The 19,418-nt window shown below is 45.6% G+C and carries 20 protein-coding genes; 15 read left to right on the top strand and 5 right to left on the bottom strand.

Translation table 11 applies throughout. The annotated features are described in order from the left end of the window. Positions 1–102: 102 nt before the first annotated feature. The 3 genes from KIT90_RS27085 to KIT90_RS27075 all read right to left on the bottom strand — a co-directional run bounded on the left by KIT90_RS27085 (position 103) and on the right by KIT90_RS27075 (position 3,198). Entirely contained in the window at positions 103–384 is a 282-nt protein-coding gene (locus KIT90_RS27085) for a DUF3624 domain-containing protein (protein WP_027726698.1), read from the bottom strand. 385 nt (positions 385–769) lie between these two features. Then, complete coding sequence (locus tag KIT90_RS27080) at positions 770–2,242, bottom strand: dihydrolipoyl dehydrogenase (protein WP_285379646.1); 1,473 nt, start codon at positions 2,240–2,242, stop codon at positions 770–772. A 227-nt stretch (positions 2,243–2,469) separates the two neighbouring features. After that, positions 2,470–3,198 carry a redoxin family protein gene (locus KIT90_RS27075; RefSeq protein WP_005438421.1) on the bottom strand — a complete coding sequence of 243 codons (729 nt, stop codon included), beginning with the start codon at positions 3,196–3,198 and terminating at the stop codon, positions 2,470–2,472. Between the two features lie 175 nt (positions 3,199–3,373). On the opposite strand from KIT90_RS27075, the gene oxyR reads away from it, so the two are divergent. After that, complete coding sequence (oxyR, locus tag KIT90_RS27070; protein ID WP_033005806.1) at positions 3,374–4,282, top strand: DNA-binding transcriptional regulator OxyR; 909 nt, start codon at positions 3,374–3,376, stop codon at positions 4,280–4,282. Between the two features lie 66 nt (positions 4,283–4,348). Here oxyR and KIT90_RS27065 read toward each other — a convergent pair whose 3' ends face one another. Next, entirely contained in the window at positions 4,349–6,919 is a 2,571-nt protein-coding gene (locus tag KIT90_RS27065) for a penicillin-binding protein 1A (protein ID WP_199483047.1), read from the bottom strand. Between the two features lie 178 nt (positions 6,920–7,097). Between KIT90_RS27065 and pilM the strand changes: the two genes are divergently transcribed. From pilM to rplI, 14 genes are all read left to right on the top strand, one after another. Continuing rightward, positions 7,098–8,114 (top strand): type IV pilus biogenesis protein PilM, encoded by a 1,017-nt coding sequence (pilM, locus tag KIT90_RS27060; RefSeq protein WP_045412016.1) that lies wholly within the window; start codon positions 7,098–7,100, stop codon positions 8,112–8,114. Next, positions 8,098–8,676 (top strand): PilN domain-containing protein, encoded by a 579-nt coding sequence (locus KIT90_RS27055; RefSeq protein ID WP_005438427.1) that lies wholly within the window; start codon positions 8,098–8,100, stop codon positions 8,674–8,676. Before pilM ends, KIT90_RS27055 begins: the two co-directional genes overlap by 17 nt. Continuing rightward, the gene (locus tag KIT90_RS27050; RefSeq protein WP_009705519.1) at positions 8,669–9,262 is read left to right on the top strand and encodes a type 4a pilus biogenesis protein PilO; all 594 of its coding nucleotides are present in this window, start codon (positions 8,669–8,671) and stop codon (positions 9,260–9,262) included. Before KIT90_RS27055 ends, KIT90_RS27050 begins: the two co-directional genes overlap by 8 nt. Next, positions 9,252–9,767 carry a pilus assembly protein PilP gene (locus KIT90_RS27045; RefSeq protein ID WP_061010977.1) on the top strand — a complete coding sequence of 172 codons (516 nt, stop codon included), beginning with the start codon at positions 9,252–9,254 and terminating at the stop codon, positions 9,765–9,767. The genes KIT90_RS27050 and KIT90_RS27045 overlap by 11 nt, the downstream gene beginning before the upstream one ends. A 34-nt stretch (positions 9,768–9,801) precedes the next feature. After that, positions 9,802–11,550 carry a type IV pilus secretin PilQ gene (locus KIT90_RS27040; RefSeq protein WP_285379659.1) on the top strand — a complete coding sequence of 583 codons (1,749 nt, stop codon included), beginning with the start codon at positions 9,802–9,804 and terminating at the stop codon, positions 11,548–11,550. Positions 11,551–11,739: 189 nt separating this feature from the next. Further along, positions 11,740–12,258, top strand: a complete 519-nt coding sequence (gene aroK / locus KIT90_RS27035; RefSeq protein WP_005438434.1) for a shikimate kinase AroK — start codon at positions 11,740–11,742, stop codon at positions 12,256–12,258. Positions 12,259–12,289: 31 nt separating this feature from the next. Then, positions 12,290–13,390, top strand: coding sequence for a 3-dehydroquinate synthase (gene aroB, locus KIT90_RS27030; RefSeq protein WP_285379642.1), 1,101 nt, complete (start codon positions 12,290–12,292; stop codon positions 13,388–13,390). 53 nt (positions 13,391–13,443) lie between these two features. Further along, complete coding sequence (locus KIT90_RS27025; protein ID WP_285379641.1) at positions 13,444–14,937, top strand: SPOR domain-containing protein; 1,494 nt, start codon at positions 13,444–13,446, stop codon at positions 14,935–14,937. Positions 14,938–15,006: 69 nt separating this feature from the next. Beyond that, positions 15,007–15,846 (top strand): Dam family site-specific DNA-(adenine-N6)-methyltransferase, encoded by an 840-nt coding sequence (locus KIT90_RS27020; protein WP_020196767.1) that lies wholly within the window; start codon positions 15,007–15,009, stop codon positions 15,844–15,846. Between the two features lie 100 nt (positions 15,847–15,946). Next, a complete protein-coding gene (gene rpe, locus KIT90_RS27015; protein WP_005438444.1) occupies positions 15,947–16,618 on the top strand; it encodes a ribulose-phosphate 3-epimerase in 672 nt (223 codons plus the stop codon). Between the two features lie 229 nt (positions 16,619–16,847). After that, positions 16,848–17,237 (top strand): 30S ribosomal protein S6, encoded by a 390-nt coding sequence (rpsF, locus tag KIT90_RS27010; protein WP_005438446.1) that lies wholly within the window; start codon positions 16,848–16,850, stop codon positions 17,235–17,237. An 8-nt stretch (positions 17,238–17,245) separates the two neighbouring features. Beyond that, the gene (gene priB / locus KIT90_RS27005; protein ID WP_005438449.1) at positions 17,246–17,548 is read left to right on the top strand and encodes a primosomal replication protein N; all 303 of its coding nucleotides are present in this window, start codon (positions 17,246–17,248) and stop codon (positions 17,546–17,548) included. A 16-nt stretch (positions 17,549–17,564) separates the two neighbouring features. After that, positions 17,565–17,792, top strand: coding sequence for a 30S ribosomal protein S18 (gene rpsR / locus KIT90_RS27000; protein ID WP_000090472.1), 228 nt, complete (start codon positions 17,565–17,567; stop codon positions 17,790–17,792). Between the two features lie 33 nt (positions 17,793–17,825). Beyond that, the gene (rplI, locus tag KIT90_RS26995; RefSeq protein ID WP_005438451.1) at positions 17,826–18,278 is read left to right on the top strand and encodes a 50S ribosomal protein L9; all 453 of its coding nucleotides are present in this window, start codon (positions 17,826–17,828) and stop codon (positions 18,276–18,278) included. Between the two features lie 78 nt (positions 18,279–18,356). Here the strand turns inward: rplI and KIT90_RS26990 are convergent, their stop codons facing one another. Next, positions 18,357–19,121, bottom strand: a complete 765-nt coding sequence (locus KIT90_RS26990; protein ID WP_005438452.1) for a DUF481 domain-containing protein — start codon at positions 19,119–19,121, stop codon at positions 18,357–18,359. Positions 19,122–19,418 lie beyond the last annotated feature (297 nt).

The raw sequence follows: 19,418 nt of genomic DNA, 5'->3' as shown, positions 1-19,418 counted from the left end.
TTGGAACCTTTGAGAGGAAGCCCGGTCTATTAAAGTACCACTGCTTTTTCTTAGAAGAATCTAAGAGAGCCCCAAGACCGGTATTGGTTTTGGGGCTTTTTTCTATCTGTCATCTGAGTGATGATCATCCTTACTTTCTTTTCCACGACGGCGTTGCCACGGCAAAACCACAAAGCGCATCCATAGGTGCAAAAACAGTAAGCCGTTAAATGCAAATCCGGCAAAGATCAGTGCGATCGATTCAATACTTTGCGGATCATCTTTAAACGCAAACCACCACACGATCCAACACAAAACAGAAAGTACCGTCAGTTGATCCATGCATCGTTGGCAACGTCCGATCTTTTTCCAAAACCAGTGCTCTTGGCAACTTCGACAAGCCATTGTTCTATCCACACTATCTATTTGTCCCTGATTATAACGGCTAACTCATGTTTGAGTTTCTCTTTGTCAGGATTCTATGTCGTGTCTATCGAACCAAAAATGGAAAATTAACTTGGTTAAAAATGTGTAGCACGTAATTGGTGTATGGTGCGCTGTCAGCCTGACAATAGGAAAAATTATAATGTCGACAGAACTTAAAGTAGCACTAGGCCTTGCTGGTGGTTTCTTCACAATTGGTTTTACTGCCATTGTGCTTGTTAGCCGTTACGCAATGATGACTGCTTAAACAACCACTTTGCTCAGTTTTGAACTGATAGAGTTGGAATGAGAAAGCCTCGTCTATGACGAGGCTTTTGTTTTTTGTGAGAGCTAAAGAGAGTGAGTATTAGCAACCAGGCCCGCAATCTAGGCAGTGCTTAATCGTCTCTGGACCTAAGTGAAGTTTCGCATTCAGGTCACGTAGCGCAGTACGAACGCCTTCTTCAATAACAGGGTGATAAAACGGCATATCCAACATGTCAGAAACCGTCATTTTATTCTGATGCGCCCAAGCAAGTAGGTGGGCTAAGTGCTCGGCGTTTGGCCCCATCATTTCTGCACCCAAGAAGCGACCTGTACCCTGTTCACCGTAGACATGCAGAATGCCTTTGTTTCGAAGCATCACGCGTGAACGCCCTTGATTTTCAAACGATACTTGACCAGTTGCAAAGCAGCCGCAGGTACCTAGACGAGCTTCCAACTGCTTATAGGTTTCGCCTACCATCGCAATCTGTGGGTCTGAGAACACAGCAGAGATTGGTGAGCGACGTAGACCTGCACGAATATCAGGGAAACGACCAGCGTTGTCACCGGCAATACGACCTTGGTCTGCCGCTTCATGAAGCAGTGGAATTTGGTTACTTGCATCACCTGCGATGAAGATGCTCTCTACCGAAGTTTGCAATGTATAGTGATCCGCCGTTGGTACGCCGCGCTCATCTAGTGCCACATTGGTGTTTTCAATCGCGAGTTTATCCACATTCGGGCGACGACCGGTTGCTGCCAATACGTAATCGACAATAAAGGTTTCTAGTTCACCATCGTGGTTGATGAATTGGATTTCGACTTTATCTTCGCCGTCATTTTCTGGCGAAGTAATGCGCTTCATGCTTTCAACTTTTACATCGGCATCAAGGTAAAACTCTTCTTTGAAGGCTTTATCGGCGTACGCCATCACTTCAGGATCGGTCAATGGCCCTACTTGACCACCAAGACCAAATAGCTTCACATTTACACCTAAACGGTGTAACGCTTGACCCAATTCAAGACCAATCACACCAGGGCCAAATACGGCAACAGATTCTGGCAAGTCATCCCAATCGAACACATCATCGTTAATCACTAAGCGGTCGCCGAGTTCATTCCATACCGCAGGGTAAGCAGGACGAGAACCTGTTGCGATCACAATACGCTTAGCGGTGATTTGAGTGTGGTCATCAACGATTAATGTGTTGTCGTTGGTAAACTTAGCGTAACCCGACACTTTATCTTCAGCAGGAATCTCATCGACGCCTTCCAATACAAAGCCTACAAAGCGGTCACGTTCACGCTTTACTCGATCCATTACTTCACGACCGTTAATGTAAATCTCGCCTTGTGGGTGTACCCCAAAGCCCGGTGCTTTCTCGATTTGGTGTACGCTTTCTGCTGCGGCGATTAATAGCTTCGATGGCATGCATCCGACACGAGCACATGTCGTGCCGTAAGGGCCACCTTCAATCATCACAACACTGCCTGTGTGTGCTTTTGCTGCGCGGTATGCGCCAAGACCTGCTGTACCACCACCAATAATTGCTACGTCGACATTTAACTGTTTCATAATGGATTCTCGTTTTTCCCAAACATAGTTGAACTGACTAAGTTTGGATGAGTGAATTTGAGTTCATTAATCTTGATAACTGGTCGAACGGTGAAGACGACCAGTTATCAAGACTAAGCATAGGAAGTGATTAAGGGGGATGGTCTCCCGGGCGAGGGCTGCTCCGGGAGACCTAGGGCTGAGTTCTGGACAGCGAGATTGCCAACCCAAGCCCATTAGGCAAACTATTAACCTAGGTACGCTTCTAGCTCTTCGCTACCGCCGATGTGTTTACCACCGATAAATACTTGAGGTACCGTTGTGCGACCAGAGATTGCACGTAGACTTACTGTTGTTGCGTCTTTACCCAGAATCACTTCTTCATATTGAAGACCGTGGTCAATCAGATTTTGTTTCGCCTTCATGCAGAAAGGACAACCTGGTTTGGTGAACACAGTGATCGATTCTTGAGTTTTGTACTCAGGTGCTACGTAGTTCATCATTGTGTCTGCATCTGAAACTTTGAACGGGTCGCCTGGTTCATTTGGTTCGATGAACATTTTCTCAACCACGCCGTTTTTCACTAGCATGCTGTAACGCCATGAACGCTTACCAAAGCCGATGTCGTTTTTGTCTACAAGCATACCCATTCCGTCTGTGAACTCACCGTTACCATCTGGGATAAAGGTAATGTTTTCTGCTTCTTGGTCAGCTTTCCATGCGTTCATTACAAACGTATCGTTGACTGATACACATAGAATTTCATCCACACCGTGTTCTTTAAATACGGAGAACAATTCGTTGTAACGCGGTAGGTGGCTTGATGAACACGTCGGAGTAAACGCACCTGGTAAGCTGAATACGATAACCGTTCTGTCTTTAAACAGTTCTTCCGTGGTTACGTTCACCCATGCGTCACCTTTACGAGTCGGAAAAGTAACTTGTGGTACAGCTTGACCTTCTTTTGATGCAAACATGATGATTTCCTTTTTAAATTTATGAAATAATTCGTTTTCGAGCTTAGCGTTATTTGGCGCTCAGTTTCGTTTTGTTGAGCTCATTATTGAAAAAAAACTTTGATAGCTCTAATCGTTTAATGCTATGGTTTTGATAGATTATTTCTATCGCCAAACAAGAAGCGAATCGTACGTTATGAATATCCGAGATTTTGAGTACTTGGTGGCGCTTGCGGAGCACAAGCATTTTCGAAAAGCAGCGGAAGCCTGTTTTGTCAGCCAACCGACTTTAAGTGGCCAAATTCGTAAACTAGAAGACGAATTAGGTACGGCATTGCTGGAGCGCAGCAGTCGTCGTGTTTTGTTTACCGATTCAGGTTTGCAATTGGTGGAGCAAGCAAAACGTATCTTAAGTGAAGTTAAAACCTTTAAAGATATGGCGAGTGGTCAAAGTGGTGCTATGACTGGCCCGATGCACATCGGCTTTATTCCGACTGTTGGTCCTTATCTCTTACCTAAAATCGTTCCTCGACTAAAAGAAGAGTTTCCTGAATTGGAACTGTTTTTACATGAGGCGCAGACCCATCAGTTGGTTCGTCAGTTAGAAGAGGGCAAGCTGGATTGCCTAGTATTAGCTTCAGTGGATGAGACAGCTCCATTCAAGGAGATTGAAGTCTATAACGAACCATTGAGTGTGGCGGTTCCTTGTGACCATGAGTGGGCTGGGCTAGATCATATCGATATGTTGGATCTTAATGGCCGAACAGTTTTGGCTCTGGGTGATGGTCACTGCTTACGAGACCAAGCACTTGGATTCTGTTTTGCGGCAGGTGCGAAAGATGATGAACGTTTTAAAGCAACGAGCTTAGAAACGCTGCGCAACATGGTGGCAGCGGGTGCGGGTATTACTTTGTTACCTCAGTTGTCCGTACCTCATGAGAAGAAAAAAGACGGCGTGTGTTACGTTCCTGCAATTAACCCAACGCCTTCTCGCAGTATCGTACTGGTTTATCGTCCGGGTTCACCATTGCGTACTCGCTTTGAAACATTGGCCGCAATGATCAAAGGTGTACTTGAGGCGAGAGAAGACTCTATCGCTGCTTGATAGCCTAAAAGCCAAATAAACAAAAGGGAGCTCAATGGCTCCCTTTTTAGTCTCTCAATGATGAGGTTAGAACAGTTCTTCTGAACCGCTGCCACCACCTGAGTAGATGCTATCTTCAAGGCTGTTACCTACGTATTCCGTAGGCTCAGTTCCCTTCTCGAAGTATTCAAACATCGATGAACCATCGACTTTGTGTGTCAGTAGGCCGCTATCACGGTCGATACGAACACGTACGATGTCACCTGGAATGTTCTTGCCTTGTTGCGGAGTACCTTCAAGAGCAACGCGCATGAAGTCAATCCACGCAGGCTCAGCCGTTTTAGCACCAGATTCAGCGCCAGAGATCTGGCCTTTACCTAGGTTGCTGTTCACTGTTGTGCGACCAAGCGTACGAGAGTGATCATCGAAGCCAACCCATGCAATCGCAACGATGCCAGGGCCGTAACCGTTGTACCAAGTGTCTTTCGAATCGTTGGTTGTACCGGTTTTACCACCAATGTCACGACGCTCAAGCTTTTGTGCACGCCAGCCAGTACCATTCCAGCCTGTACCATCACGCCAGCTACCGCCACCCCAGATGTTGCTGTACATCATTTCACGCATCAGGAATGCGTTTTGCGCTGAGATAACTTGCTTCGCGTATTGCGGTGTGTCGTTTTCAAGTGCGTTGTCTGGAGCGATGTTCTCTGTCGCGACGTCTTGCTCGCCAAATTCAGCGGCAAACTTATCTTCTGCAGGAACATGTTGTTCCATTTGAGGGCAATCTTGTTGGCAGATGACTTTCGGGTTGGCCTTAAACAACACTTCACCAAACGAGTCTTCAACATGGTCAATGTAGAACGGTTCTACATAGTAACCGCCATTCGCAAACACCGAGTAGCCTTGCGCCACTTTCATTGGCGTTAAGCTACCAGCACCAAGCGCGATAGTTTCTGAGCGTGGCACTTGGTCAATATCAAAGCCAAAGCGAGTTAGGTATTCACGGGTTTCGTCTAAGCCAACTTCACGTAGCGTACGAACCGCCATAACGTTCTTAGATTGTGCAAGACCGATACGTAGGCGGGTAGGGCCGATGTAAGTCGGTGGCGAGTTCTTCGGACGCCATGCTGAACCAGAACCAGCATCCCACTTGTTGATTGGTGCATCGTTAACAAGCGAAGCAAGCGTTAAACCTTTGTTTAGTGCTGCTGAGTAGATGAAAGGTTTGATACTTGAACCTACTTGACGTACAGACATGGTCGCACGGTTAAACTTGCTGTGAACGAAGTTGAAACCACCAACCAGAGAAAGTACTGCACCGTTTTCTGGGTTCATTGCCACAAATGCAGTGTTGGCACTTGGTACTTGGCTTAGCTTCCAGCTGTTAACGGTGTTGCCTTCTTTATCGGTTGTGCTGATTTCACGAACCCATACTTGTTGGCCTGATTCTAAAATCTGTTTTGCTGATTTAGGCACCGCACCTTGACGTTCATCCGTTAGGTATTTGCGAGCCCAGTTCATGCCAGTCCAAGCGATGGTTTGCTCATCGTTGTTCTTCACCCAAACTTGTGCTGTTTTGTCGTCAACTTTAGTCACGACTGCTGGGTAAAGTTGGCCGTAAGTTGGCTGCTTCTTAAGGTGTTTTTCAATTTGCTCGGTATCCCAAGCGTTTTCACCTTCTTTCCAAAGTACTTTTTCTGCACCTCGGTAACCGTGACGCTCATCGTAAGCAAGGATATTATTGATCGCTGCTTTGTTTGCTGCGTCTTGCAGCTTTGAATCTACCGTCATGTAGATGTTCAAGCCAGAGGTGTATGCTTTTTCTGTACCGTACTCTTTCACTGCCCATGAACGTGCTAGCTCAGCCACGTATGGCGCAGAAAGCTCGATTTCAGCACTGTGGTAACGAGCAACAATAGGCTCAGCACGCGCTTCGTCATATTGCTCTTGAGTGATGTATTTCTCATCAAGCATACGCATCAGAACGACGTTACGACGGTTCGTTGCACGCTCTAGTGAATAGAGTGGGTTCATGGTTGATGGTGCTTTTGGCATACCAGCAAGCGTTGCGATTTCACTTAGCGTCAGTTCGTTCAGGCTCTTACCAAAGTAAACCTGAGCGGCCGCACCGAAACCGTATGAGCGGTAACCAAGGAAGATCTTGTTAACGTAAAGCTCCATGATCTCTTGCTTAGTCAAAAGCTGTTCAATGTGGATCGCAATAAAGATCTCTTTGATTTTACGCATGATCTTCTTCTCATTGGAGAGGAAGAAGTTCCGTGCTAGCTGCTGAGTGATGGTACTCGCACCTTGCTTAGCAGAACCGGATAGAGCCACGACGACAGCGGCACGAGTAATACCGATTGGGTCGATACCAGGGTGCTCGTAAAAGCGGCTATCTTCGGTCGCAATCAGCGCGTGAATCAAATCTTGTGGAATTTCGTCGTAGGTAACAGGAATTCGGCGTTTCTCACCAAACTGTGCGATCAGTTTCCCGTCTTGACTAAATACCTGCATAGGTGTTTGTAATTCAACATCTTTTAGAGTTGCAACATCTGGCAATTCAGGCTTCACGTATTGATAGAAGCCAAAAATTGTGGTGACTCCAAGAATTATGCAAATCAATGTTAAAAATAATAAACGCTTTATGAACTTCACCGGAGAATCCCTGATTGGTTGAGGCTGTGTAACGGCAAACCCTTGTACTCTTAGGTCAAAAATTTAGCACATAAGAGATATTAACTCTTATTTGGATGCTAATAACAACCTTTGCACGAAGAAAATTCTCTGGGTGCTATTTACAACCACACGCAGGAATTTCGGAGCGAGAGTAGAGATGGATAAGCTATTAGTTACGGGCATAGATATTGGCCATAACAGCCTCAAAGCCGTGGTACTTAAACCCAATGGCAACAGTTACGCTTTATTGGGTTACAAAGAAATAATACTTAAGGAACGTATTGTCGCTGAAAATAACACCATAAATCATCAAGAAATTGTAAAGACCCTTAAAGAGATGAGAAAAGAGCTCCCAATTCGAGCTAGAAAGGTCGCAATTTCGGTTCCAGACAATGCCGTGATCAGCAAAAAGCTACAAATAGAGCAGAACCTAGAAGAAAGCGAAAAGGAATTTGCGGTGATGCAAGCCTTTGCGCATCAGTCTCCCTTTCCGGTTGAAGAGCTCAGCCTCGATTTTGTAAAGGTGGATACGGATGAGCAGATGGGCGGCACAGAGAGCTACCAAGTGTTTGCAACACGCAGAGAGGTGGTGGAAAGCCGAGTGGAGACATTAACAAAGTCTGGCCTAAAAACCGTGCTGGTGGATGTGCACTCACAAAGTCTTGGTCATATATGGAAGCTAACCGCAGAACGTTTTCCAGAAAAGAATAAGCATTGCTTGTTGGATATTGGTGCGATGAGCAGCTCTTTCACTATGTTTACCGAGCAAGGTGAGCTATTCCATAAAGAGTTTCCTTGCGGTACTCGCACAACAAACGACTTGTCTCAACACGATCCACTCAGTGACGATATTCAAACCGCAACTGAAGAGTTCAATCGACAAATGGTTGAACGAGTTAAGCGTCAGATGCAGCTCTATACCTCGTTCAATGGTAGCCAAGATATCAAAGGCATTTGGCTTTCCGGTGAGGGGGCGGCTACGCCAATGTTAGCTGAGGAGCTATCAAGTCAATTGGCGCTGGAGTGTGAACTGCTCAATCCTCTTAGTTTGTTTGAAATGAAAGTCTCTAAACGTAAACGTCGAGCTGCAGATTGGCAGCACTTCACGGCAGCTGCAGGTTTAGCGGTACGCGGTATTCAGTGGTTGGGAGGTGACGATGCTGCATCACATTAACCTCCTCGCTTGGCGCGAAAATCAACGTGAAGAACATCGTCGACGTTTTATTGGTTTGATTGTTCTTGGTGCGATTGCTGCGCTGGGCGTGCAGTGGGGGATCGGTAAGTACTACCAATACCAACAAGACCAGCAACAACAGCGCCTAGACTATTTAGCTCACTATATATCTCAGCTTGATAAGCGAATTGAAGCAATGAAGATTGCTGAGCAAGAGCACGGCAAGATCTTAGAACGCTTAAAGATCGTTGAAGGATTACAAAACGGCCGCAATAAAACCACTGAGTTCATGAACTTGATGCCATCAGTGATCCCTGAAGGCGTGTATGTCGACAAGATTAAGATGAATGACTACGAAATCGAGATCTCAGGAATTTCAGATAGTACGCCGCGTCTCGCGACAATGCTCGACAACATGGAGCGTTCGGCAAAATTGTTAGACGTCGAGATGCACTCCATTGTCCATGGTAAAGCCCGTTTCGGTAAAGAGTTTCAGACGTTCAAAGTCTCCTTCATGTTTAAAGGTGCCTCTATAAAAGAAGGAGGTAAACAGCATGGTTAATTGGCAAGACCTTGAAATGGATGAAATCGCTGAATGGCCATTGGTGCCGCAGTTAGTGGTTCTCTTAATGCTCGTGTTGTTGATTCAAGGTTTCGGTTACTGGTTCTATTTAAAGCCAGAGCAAGCGCGTTTGGACAATTTGATTCAAGAAGAGCAAACCTTAAAAGTTGCGCTGAGAATCAAGGCCAATAAAGTGGCGGCTTTGCCTCAATTGCAATCACAACTCGATGAGCTCACCACACGCTACGAACTGCTACTGCAACAGCTGCCTGCACAAAAAGAGCTGGCTACCATGCTGGCTTCGGTGAATGAACTGGGCATCGATAACAAACTGACATTTACCCGCATTGACTGGGGGGAGAAACAGTCAGAGCACTTTCTTTATCGTCTGCCGCTGAATATTGAACTCACTGGAGACTTTCATGATATCGGCCGTTTCTCTCAAGCCATCGCCACATTGCCTCGCATCATCACGTTTAAAGACGTGACTTGGCAACGAGTGAGTCAAGAAAGTGAAACTTTGCACTTCCGTGTAAAAGCGAATACCTACCAGTTCAAACCAGAGGAAAAGAAAGATGCGAAATAAATCTTTGCTGATGGTTTGTATTGCAGGGGTGCTAGCGGGTTGCCAAGCCAACGATGAATCACTGACAGACTTTATTCGCGGCGTAGAAAACCAAGCGCGCCGTGACGTCGCCAAATTACAGCCCGCTGAAGACTATGTTGTCATCGGTTATAAGCCCGAGATTCTACGTGCGCCTTTCGAGCTTCCTAAAGAAGCCACCATCGCCACTCAACCTTTAGCCAGACAAGATTGTTGGCAACCGCCATCAAGAAAGCGGGTAGGCAAGTTAGAACGCTTTCCTCTCAATAAACTGCGCTTAAAAGGTGTTATGGGGATGGGGAGCAATGTTTCTGGTTTGGTCCAAGCACCAAATGGCACCGTTTATAAGGTGAAGCCGGGTCAGTACCTTGGTCGTAACAATGGCAAGGTGACCCACGTATCCCACAACTATTTATTAATTAATGAAACCTTACCCGACGGTTTAGGGTGTTGGCAAAAGCGCAAAGTTAAGTTGGCTTTGAGATAGGCATAGCAGCATTTATTTTTGATATTGAGTAATGATGAAAATGAGACAAGGATTAACACTGACACCAAGGAAGCTAGCAGGGATCTTCTCTTTGTGGTTCTTTTTACTTTTAGCCCCTTTTGTAGCAGCACAGGAAGTAAAGTCTAACTCGCTAAAGACCATCGACTTTCGCACAAACAAAGACAAAGATGCCGTGATTGTTGTAGAACTTGCTTCTCCTGCAGCAATCGTTGATATCAAGCGCGTACAGGAAGGCTTGAGTATCGACTTACTCAATACATCTGTAAAAGACGACCAGCTTTACCTTCTGGATGTAAAAGACTTTTCTACGGTCGTCGAGAGTATTGAAATATTCCGAGAGACCTCAACCACACGTTTAGTTGCTTATATTGATGAGGAATACACTCACGATTACCGTCTGACTGGGCGTTACCTAGAGATCAAAGTTGGTAAGATAAAAGCCAACGAAAAAGCACCGGATAAGAGCATTCTAGAAAAAGAAGGGAAGCTGATTTCAATTAACTTCCAAGACATTCCTGTGCGAAACGTATTGCAACTCATCGCCGACTACAACCAATTTAACTTAGTGGTATCCGACTCCGTTGAAGGCAACTTAACTTTGCGTCTTGATGGTGTGCCTTGGCAGCAAGTGCTCGATATCATTCTTCAAGTAAAAGGCTTGGATAAGCGTGTAGATGGCAACGTGATTTTAGTGGCGCCGAAAGACGAACTGGATCTGCGTGAAAAGCAACAATTAGAAAAACAGAAACTTGAGCAGGAGATGGGTGAGCTTTCTTCTGAGATCATCAAAGTTAACTTCGCTAAAGCGTCGGATATTGCCGAGATGATTAATGGCGAGGGTAATATCAGTATGCTCTCAGAGCGTGGCAGCATGACCATTGATGAGCGGACAAACTCACTATTAATTAGAGAGCTACCAGAGAACATTGAGGTTATCCGAGAGATCATTGAGTCTTTGGATATTCCGGTCAAACAAGTTCAGATTGAAGCGCGAATCGTCACCATCAATGAAGGTAATATGGACGAACTTGGTGTGCGCTGGGGCTTTACCTCTATCAACGGCAGTCACACTGTCGGTGGTTCGATTGAGAATAACCTTGCGACAATCGGCCTTTACGATGGCGGCGGTGATAGCGAAGGTGAAGATGGTGGCAGCAGTGTTGGTATTGATGACTTCCTAAACGTGAACTTGGCTGCAACCAGCCCGAATGCGACCAGTCTTGCTTTCCAAGTTGCGAAGTTAGGCTCAGACACACTGCTTGATTTAGAGCTTTCTGCGCTGCAACAAGAGTCCAAAGCAGAGATCATTTCGAGCCCGCGATTGATTACCACTAACAAGAAGCCTGCTTATATCGAGCAAGGTACCGAAATCCCGTACCTTGAGTCTTCTTCCAGTGGCGCAACGTCTGTCACGTTTAAAAAAGCCGTATTGAGCTTAAAAGTGACCCCACAAATTACTCCTGACAATCGTTTAGTGTTGGATTTGAGTGTTACGCAAGACAGACCGGGTCAAGTTGTAAAAACAGGCACAGGTGAAGCGGTCGCGATCGATACTCAACGCATTGGCACACAAGTTTTAGTCAATAACGGTGAAACGGTTGTGTTGGGTGGTATTTTTCAACATAGCATCACAAACTCCGTCGATAAGGTGCCTTTATTAGGTGATTTACCGCTGTTAGGGGCACTTTTTCGTCGAAGTTATGAAAATGTCGGCAAAAGTGAACTGTTGATTTTTGTCACGCCTAAAGTTGTGATTCAGTAGGCGCTCAGTGAGTAAAAAATCGATTAGATCAAAAATAAAGTTGCATTAGTGGCACCATGCTTGGATAATTTCGGGTCTTATCACGAATTATCTGTGAGGAATTGGTGCCACAAGCCTTGTGAAACAGCAGTTTGGCTGTGTTTTCTTGTGGCGATCTTATTGAATTAACGTTGTAAATTACCGCTAAATATGGCTGAGAAACGTAATATTTTCCTTGTTGGCCCAATGGGCGCCGGCAAAAGTACAATTGGTAGACATCTAGCACAGCAGCTGCATATGGAGTTCGTGGACTCTGATACAGTGATTGAAGAACGCACTGGTGCAGACATCTCTTGGGTTTTTGATGTAGAAGGTGAAGACGGCTTCCGCAAACGCGAAGAAGCAGTACTTGAAGACCTGACTCAAGAGCAAGGCATCGTGCTAGCAACCGGCGGTGGTTCTGTGAAGAGCAAAGAAAACCGCAATCGCCTTTCTGCACGTGGTGTTGTTGTTTACCTAGAAACGACTATTGAAAAGCAACTTGCTCGCACTAACCGCGACAAGAAGCGTCCTCTACTTCAAACTGACAACCCTCGTGAAGTATTGGAAAGTTTGGCAGGCGAACGTAACCCTCTATACGAAGAAGTAGCGGATTACACGGTTCGTACTGACGATCAGAGTGCAAAAGTGGTAGCCAACCAGATCGTAAAAATGCTAGAAGAGAGATAAGCATTTATCTTTTTCAAATTGGAGCACACCGATGGAACGGATTACGGTCAATCTAGCAGAGCGTAGCTACCCAATCTCAATTGGCGCCGGGTTATTTGAAGACCCGGCGTACCTTTCTCAAATTCTTTCAAACAAAAACGCAAATCAGAAAGTTGTCGTGATCAGTAATGTCACGGTTGCTCCACTGTATGCGGAAAAAATTCTTGGTCAGCTTGAACAGCTCGGTTGTGATGCCTCATTACTTGAATTGCCTGATGGTGAGCAATACAAAAGCCTAGACACGTTTAATCAAGTCATGAACTTCCTGCTAGAAGGAAGCTACGCACGTGATGTAGTGATTATTGCGTTAGGTGGCGGTGTTATTGGCGATCTCGTTGGGTTTGCGTCTGCATGTTACCAACGTGGTGTGGATTTCATCCAGATCCCAACCACATTGTTGTCTCAAGTGGATTCATCTGTTGGTGGTAAAACCGCAGTTAACCACCCACTAGGCAAAAACATGATTGGTGCTTTCTACCAACCTAAAGCCGTTATCATTGATACCAACTGCTTATCAACGCTTCCTGAGCGCGAGTTCGCAGCGGGCATTGCCGAAGTCATCAAATACGGCATTATTTACGATGCGGATTTCTTTGATTGGTTGGAAGAGAATCTCGACCGACTGTACGCACTGGATGAAGAAGCACTGACTTATGCCATCGCACGTTGCTGTGAAATCAAAGCAGAAGTTGTGGCTCTTGATGAAAAAGAGTCAGGCATACGAGCGCTGTTGAATCTTGGTCATACCTTCGGTCATGCGATTGAGGCTGAGCTAGGTTATGGCAATTGGCTTCACGGTGAAGCGGTGTCATCTGGTACAGTGATGGCGGCGAAAGCTTCGCACTTACGCGGATTGATTTTGCAAGAGCAACTGGATCGCATTATTGCTATTATGCGCCGCGCTAAACTGCCAGTGCATACGCCAGAGTCGATGAGTTTTGATGACTTTATGACGCACATGATGCGTGATAAGAAAGTCTTGTCTGGTCAGCTGCGCTTAGTATTGCCTACCGGAATTGGTAGCGCCGAAGTCATTGCGGATACACCGCAAGATATCATCAAACAAGCTATCGACTTTGGTCGTGACATTTAACCTTGTAATGGCGCCTTAGGGCGTCATTCTTGTAGTGTATTAAGGTTATTTAGATGAGTTTTGCTCACGTTCTTGAATTGGATTCACAAACCGAGTTACTAGACAGATTAAGCTTATTAACCAATTTTGGTTCTAATTTGATCGCCGTGAATGGTCAATCCGGATATGGAAAATCTTGGTTGGCACAGCGATACCTTGAACTCGGTGCAAGTAACAAAAACCAATGTTTGTTACTTTGTCATTCCAATCAAGATGATGTGCAACGTCGTATGCTCATCTTGAGCCAGATAGTTTCCGATGCCTTATTCAATCAACAAGATACATTGCTTGATAGCTTAGAGCGTATCTTGGGTGATGAAGTGTGTGACATTGCCATTGTGGTTGATGACGCTCATTTGCTGAGTGAAACCCTAGTTTCAGAATTATGGATGTTAGTGCTAGCTGCACAAGCGAATCCAAAATGGAAAATCAACATCTTGCTGTTCACTCAAAGTGGGCGTTTGGAATCGGTATTGTCGCGTATTAGTTACGGGCAAGAGATCAAGCCGGTTGAGCTTGATATTGAGATGTTGTCAGAAGTCGAAGCGCGTCGTTTCTTTGAATCTTTGGTGATTCGATATGTTGACGATGAGTCTGAAAAACGCGTTCGAGATGCATTTAAGAAAGTCGACCCGATTCCGGGAGACATCATGGCGTTAGGAGAGATGAAAGTGGAAAAAAGGATCATTATCCGCTCAATTGTAGGCTCACCCCTTAATATCGCATTAGTTGTTTTGGTGCTGTTATTGTTGGTCGCTGGTGGTTATTGGTGGATGTACAATCAGCCAAGCCCAGACGACAAAGCGCAGCAAATCACCGGTACGATTGAGCAAACTGTCATCCCAACCCTAACCGAGCCCGAAGTTCAAACCAGCGGTGCGGATTCCACGATCAGTGACGCGTCAGATACGACGGAACTTGCTGGCGCGACGGACGATTCAGATTCATTGCCGCCGGCAGTGACAGAGGAAGTAGCAAGTGTTGGTACTGAAGATAAACAGCAGCGCGTTGTGATCGAGTCGGATGTGGTGGACGCCTTACTTGAAGGCAAACCTGAAGAAGCCAATACCGATGAAATCAAACAAGTTGTGGAAGAATCAGTGCCTCAAGCACAGAGCAGTTCGAACTCTTCATTGATTAACGTCGTGCAAACAGGTGAACAACCTAAGGCAACACAAGCAAATTCAACGAAGCCTATCGTGAAGTTCTCTTTTGCTCGTGAAGAGCTAAAAGCGTTATCACCACGCGCTTATACATTGCAATTAGGGGCGATGACGGCAATGGAAGATGTGCAAACCTTCCTTGACGAGTACGACCTGAACGGAAAAGTAAGAATTTACCCGACCGTGCGCAGTGGAACAGAATGGTACATCATCACATACCAAGATTACCCGACTATCCAGCTCGCTCGAGACGCGGTAGAGAGCCTGCCAGATGCGCTTAAATCGGTGAGTCCTTGGGCAAAATCCTTGGGTCAGGTACATCGTGAAATTGATCGCGTGAAATAATCCTGAGCTTCGTTGAAAAATATGTTACATTCCGCAGCCTTAATTTTTGGTCGATAGATAGAGCAGTAGATGAAAAAGCAACGAGCCTTTCTTAAGTGGGCAGGAGGAAAATACGGTCTGGTTGAAGACATCCAACGTCATTTGCCACCGGCTCGAAAGCTAGTTGAACCTTTTGTTGGTGCTGGCTCGGTATTTCTTAACACCGACTATGACCACTACTTGCTGGCGGACATCAACCCCGACCTGATTAATCTCTACAACCTACTGAAAGAGCGCCCTGAGGATTACATCTCCGAAGCGAAGCGTTGGTTTGTTGCAGAGAATAACCGCAAAGAAGCTTATTTGAGCATTCGCGCTGAGTTTAATAAAACTGACGACGTGATGTACCGCTCATTGGCGTTCTTATATATGAACCGTTTCGGTTTTAATGGCTTGTGTCGTTATAACAAGAAGGGCGGTTTCAACGTACCGTTTGGTTCATATAAAAAGCCTTACTTCCCAGAAGCTGAATTGGAATTCTTTGCTGAGAAAGCGAAGAAGGCGACCTTCGTATGTGAAGGCTACCCAGAGACTTTCCGTCGAGCGCGCAAGGGAAGTGTGGTCTACTGTGATCCTCCGTATGCGCCACTGTCGAATACGGCTAACTTTACTTCTTACGCAGGTAACGGCTTCACGCTTGATGACCAAGCGGCACTGGCTGACATCGCGGAGAAAGCAGCGACCGAACGCGGCATTCCCGTTCTGATTTCAAATCACGACACCACATTGACGCGTCGTCTATATCACGGTGCAGAATTGAATGTGGTCAAAGTGAAGCGAACCATCAGTCGCAATGGTAGCGGACGTAATAAAGTAGATGAACTGCTTGCTCTCTTCCGTGCTTCCGACACGGATAATTCAGACTCATAATTCTCACACTATTGTGTCTAAATAGTGGATATCCTGACTGGCTTCGGTAGAATTGCGCGCAACATTGTTTGTTGTTTGCTCGCCACTATTGAGGTCAGGTATGAAAGATTTTCTTATTGCTCCATCCATTTTATCGGCTGATTTTGCTCGTCTAGGTGAAGACGTAGAAAAAGTACTCGCAGCGGGTGCGGATGTGGTGCATTTCGATGTGATGGATAACCACTACGTACCAAACCTGACTTTTGGTGCGCCAATCTGTAAAGCGCTTCGTGACTACGGCATTACCGCTCCAATCGATGTTCACCTAATGGTGAAACCTGTAGACCGCATCATCCCTGACTTCGCAAAAGCGGGTGCATCGATGATTACTTTCCATGTGGAAGCGTCAGAGCACGTTGACCGTACACTACAGTTGATTAAAGAGCACGGCTGTAAGGCGGGTGTGGTACTTAACCCAGCAACGCCGTTGTCGCACCTTGAATTCATCATGGATAAAGTTGACCTAATTCTTCTAATGTCAGTTAACCCTGGCTTTGGTGGTCAATCATTTATCCCTCACACGCTAGATAAACTGCGCGCAGTACGTAAGATGATCGACGAGTCTGGGCGTGACATCCGCCTAGAGATTGATGGTGGTGTGAAAGTGGATAATATTCGTGAAATCGCAGAAGCGGGTGCAGACATGTTTGTTGCGGGTTCGGCGATTTTCGGTCACCCAGATTACAAGCAAGTGATCGACCAAATGCGTGACGAGCTAGCAAAAGCAAAATAAGCATTGAAGCCCTAATCTTAAAAGGCTGCCACCTTGTTGGCAGCCTTTGTCGTAGCTAGGACCAGAGCGAAGAAAATATCGCCAGCGCGACGTAAATAATCACTTGCCTATTTTGCTTCCTTTCTGTACTATCCGTCTTCCTTAATTCTCGGTCATTTTTCTTTAGTTCCTTGCTTCCTCTGGACGACCGAGCCAATCGTGGAAGCTAATAATCCGTAAGGAGCAACCAATGCGTCATTACGAAATCGTATTCATGGTGCACCCTGATCAAAGCGAGCAAGTTGCTGGCATGATCGAGCGTTACACTGGTTCAATCACTGAAGCTGGCGGTAAAATCCACCGTCTAGAAGACTGGGGCCGTCGTCAACTGGCTTACCCAATCAACAAGCTTCACAAAGCTCACTACGTTCTAATGAACGTTGAAGCTGGCCAAGAAGTGATCGACGAACTAGAAACTGCTTTCCGTTTCAACGATGCAGTTCTACGTAACATGATCATGCGTACTAAAGCGGCTATCACTGAGCAATCTATCATGCTTAAGCAGAAAGAAGAGCGTGCAGAGCGTGCTCCTCGTCGCGAAGAGCGTGCTGAAGCTAAGCCAGAAGCAGCTGCTGAGTAATATTTCTTATGACCAATCGAATGGAGCTGAGTGGCACCATTGCCAAGCCGCCCATTCGTAGTAAAAGCCCTGGTGGCATTGAACACTGTCGATTTTGGCTAGAGCATCGCTCTACTGTTATCGAAGCTAATCTACCACGACAAGTTTATTGTCGAATGCCGGTAGTAGTTAGTGGGCTTGGGTCACAAGCATTAACTCAGAATTTAGTACAAGGCAGTAACATTAAGGTAGGCGGTTTTGTCGCTTATCAGACCGGCCGAAATGGCGTTGGGAAATTAGTGTTACACGCCGACAACATTACTCAAATTTAAGATCAGGAGATAGCCCATGGCTCGTTTCTTCCGTCGTCGTAAATTCTGCCGTTTCACTGCAGAAGGCGTACAAGAGATTGATTACAAAGACGTAGCAACTCTTAAAAACTACATCACTGAAGCTGGTAAAATCGTACCTAGCCGTATCACTGGTACAAGCGCTAAGTACCAGCGTCAACTAGCTCGCGCTATCAAGCGTTCTCGCTACCTAGCTCTACTACCGTACACTGACAAGCATCAGTAATCGGTTCGTTTTATTAAGAAAGAGGATTAAACAATGCAAGTTATTCTACTTGATAAAATCGGTAACCTAGGTGGTCTTGGCGATACAGTAAACGTTAAGTCTGGCTACGCTCGTAACTTCCTTATCCCTCAAGGTAAAGCAGTTATGGCAACTAAAGGCAACGTTGAAATGTTCGAAGCTCGTCGCGCTGAACTAGAAGCTAAAGTTGCTGAGCAACTAACAGCTGCTGAAGCACGTGCTGAGAAAGTTAACGCTCTAGAAGCAGTTGTTATCGCTTCTAAAGCTGGTGACGAAGGTAAACTATTCGGTTCTATCGGTACTCGTGACATCGCTGACGCTATCACAGCTGCAGGCGTTGAAGTTGCTAAGAGCGAAGTTCGCCTTCCTGAAGGTGCTCTACGTAACACTGGTGAGTTCGAGATCAGCGTTCAACTTCACTCAGAAGTTTTCGCTACTGTGAACGTACAAGTTGTTGCTGCTGAGTAATTCAGTACCAAGCGAAATAGTAAAAAGCACCTCTTAGGAGGTGCTTTTTTTATGTCTGAATAATATGAAAAGCTGGACTTAGAAGGCAAACAAAAGGTTGACGGAAAACACACTATCCGCCTTGCTCAAGCCCTCTGGCACTTTATCGTGATATTGGCGAGAGTGCGCTAATTTAAGAGCAATGTCTTCGGTAATGTCGTTGGTCACACTCAGGTCACTATCAACACGAGTGTTGCTTTTACCTGCTACTAAAGTGATATCGGCAGAGAGACTTAAGTTATCTAAAGCTTGCCAAGTAGTATTGATGTTACTACGCAAGATCCCTTCCTGAACGATGTCTGGAAAGACAATGTCGTCGTCATCAATCTCATCTAAGTTTGGTTCTTGGTAACGAAAACCAGGGCCGATCTCCGCTTCCAAAGTAAACTTTTCTGTATAAGCGAACTGGTAACCCAAACCGCCAGAAAATGTGTAATCTTTAAAGTAAGCACTGTAGCGTGAATCAACCCCTTTAAAGCTCCCGTACAAGTAAGTTTTTGGACCTAACTTGTAGTCGCTTTGCGCAGTATAGGTAGAAGAGCGTTTATCTTCTTCCCCATCTTTATATAGGTTGTAGTACTTCCATTCGCCGTAAGAACGGTGACGACCAGAAGTGTATTCAGCACTCAGACGAGCATTCAGGGAACGAGAGTCCGTGTTACCTGTGTGAGCTTGATAGCCGAACTCGACCTCAGTTTGTAGAGGGTCGGGCACTTCAATTTCTTGCTCTGGCTGTACTGATTCTTCAGCGTACGATGCTCCCGTGCAAAGTAAGCTAAAGCCAAGTAACCAGTATCGGGACACAAATACCTCGAACGTAATAAAAAAGGAGGGGCATGATACTGATACAGATGTTTTATTGGGTCAATGATAGGTTAATTTTTATTAGACCTAAGCCGGAGAAGCGTGGTGGGCGTTCTCATTTGCGCATCAAACTTAATTAACTGTCTGTTTCAGCATGAATTGGGGAGATTCTACCGCAATCGAGTAATTTCGCACCATAAAAAGCGAATTCTTAGCCATTCACTTGTTGAATTCTTAACAAGTAATTGTCGCTTCAGGGAAGCATCTTGGCTAAGTTTAAGGTTATAATCTCGGGTC

The sequence above is a fragment of the Vibrio sp. B172a genome, from assembly GCF_030248355.1.
GTDB lineage: Bacteria > Pseudomonadota > Gammaproteobacteria > Enterobacterales > Vibrionaceae > Vibrio > Vibrio owensii.
This window is presented reverse-complemented; position numbering and strand designations above follow the sequence as displayed.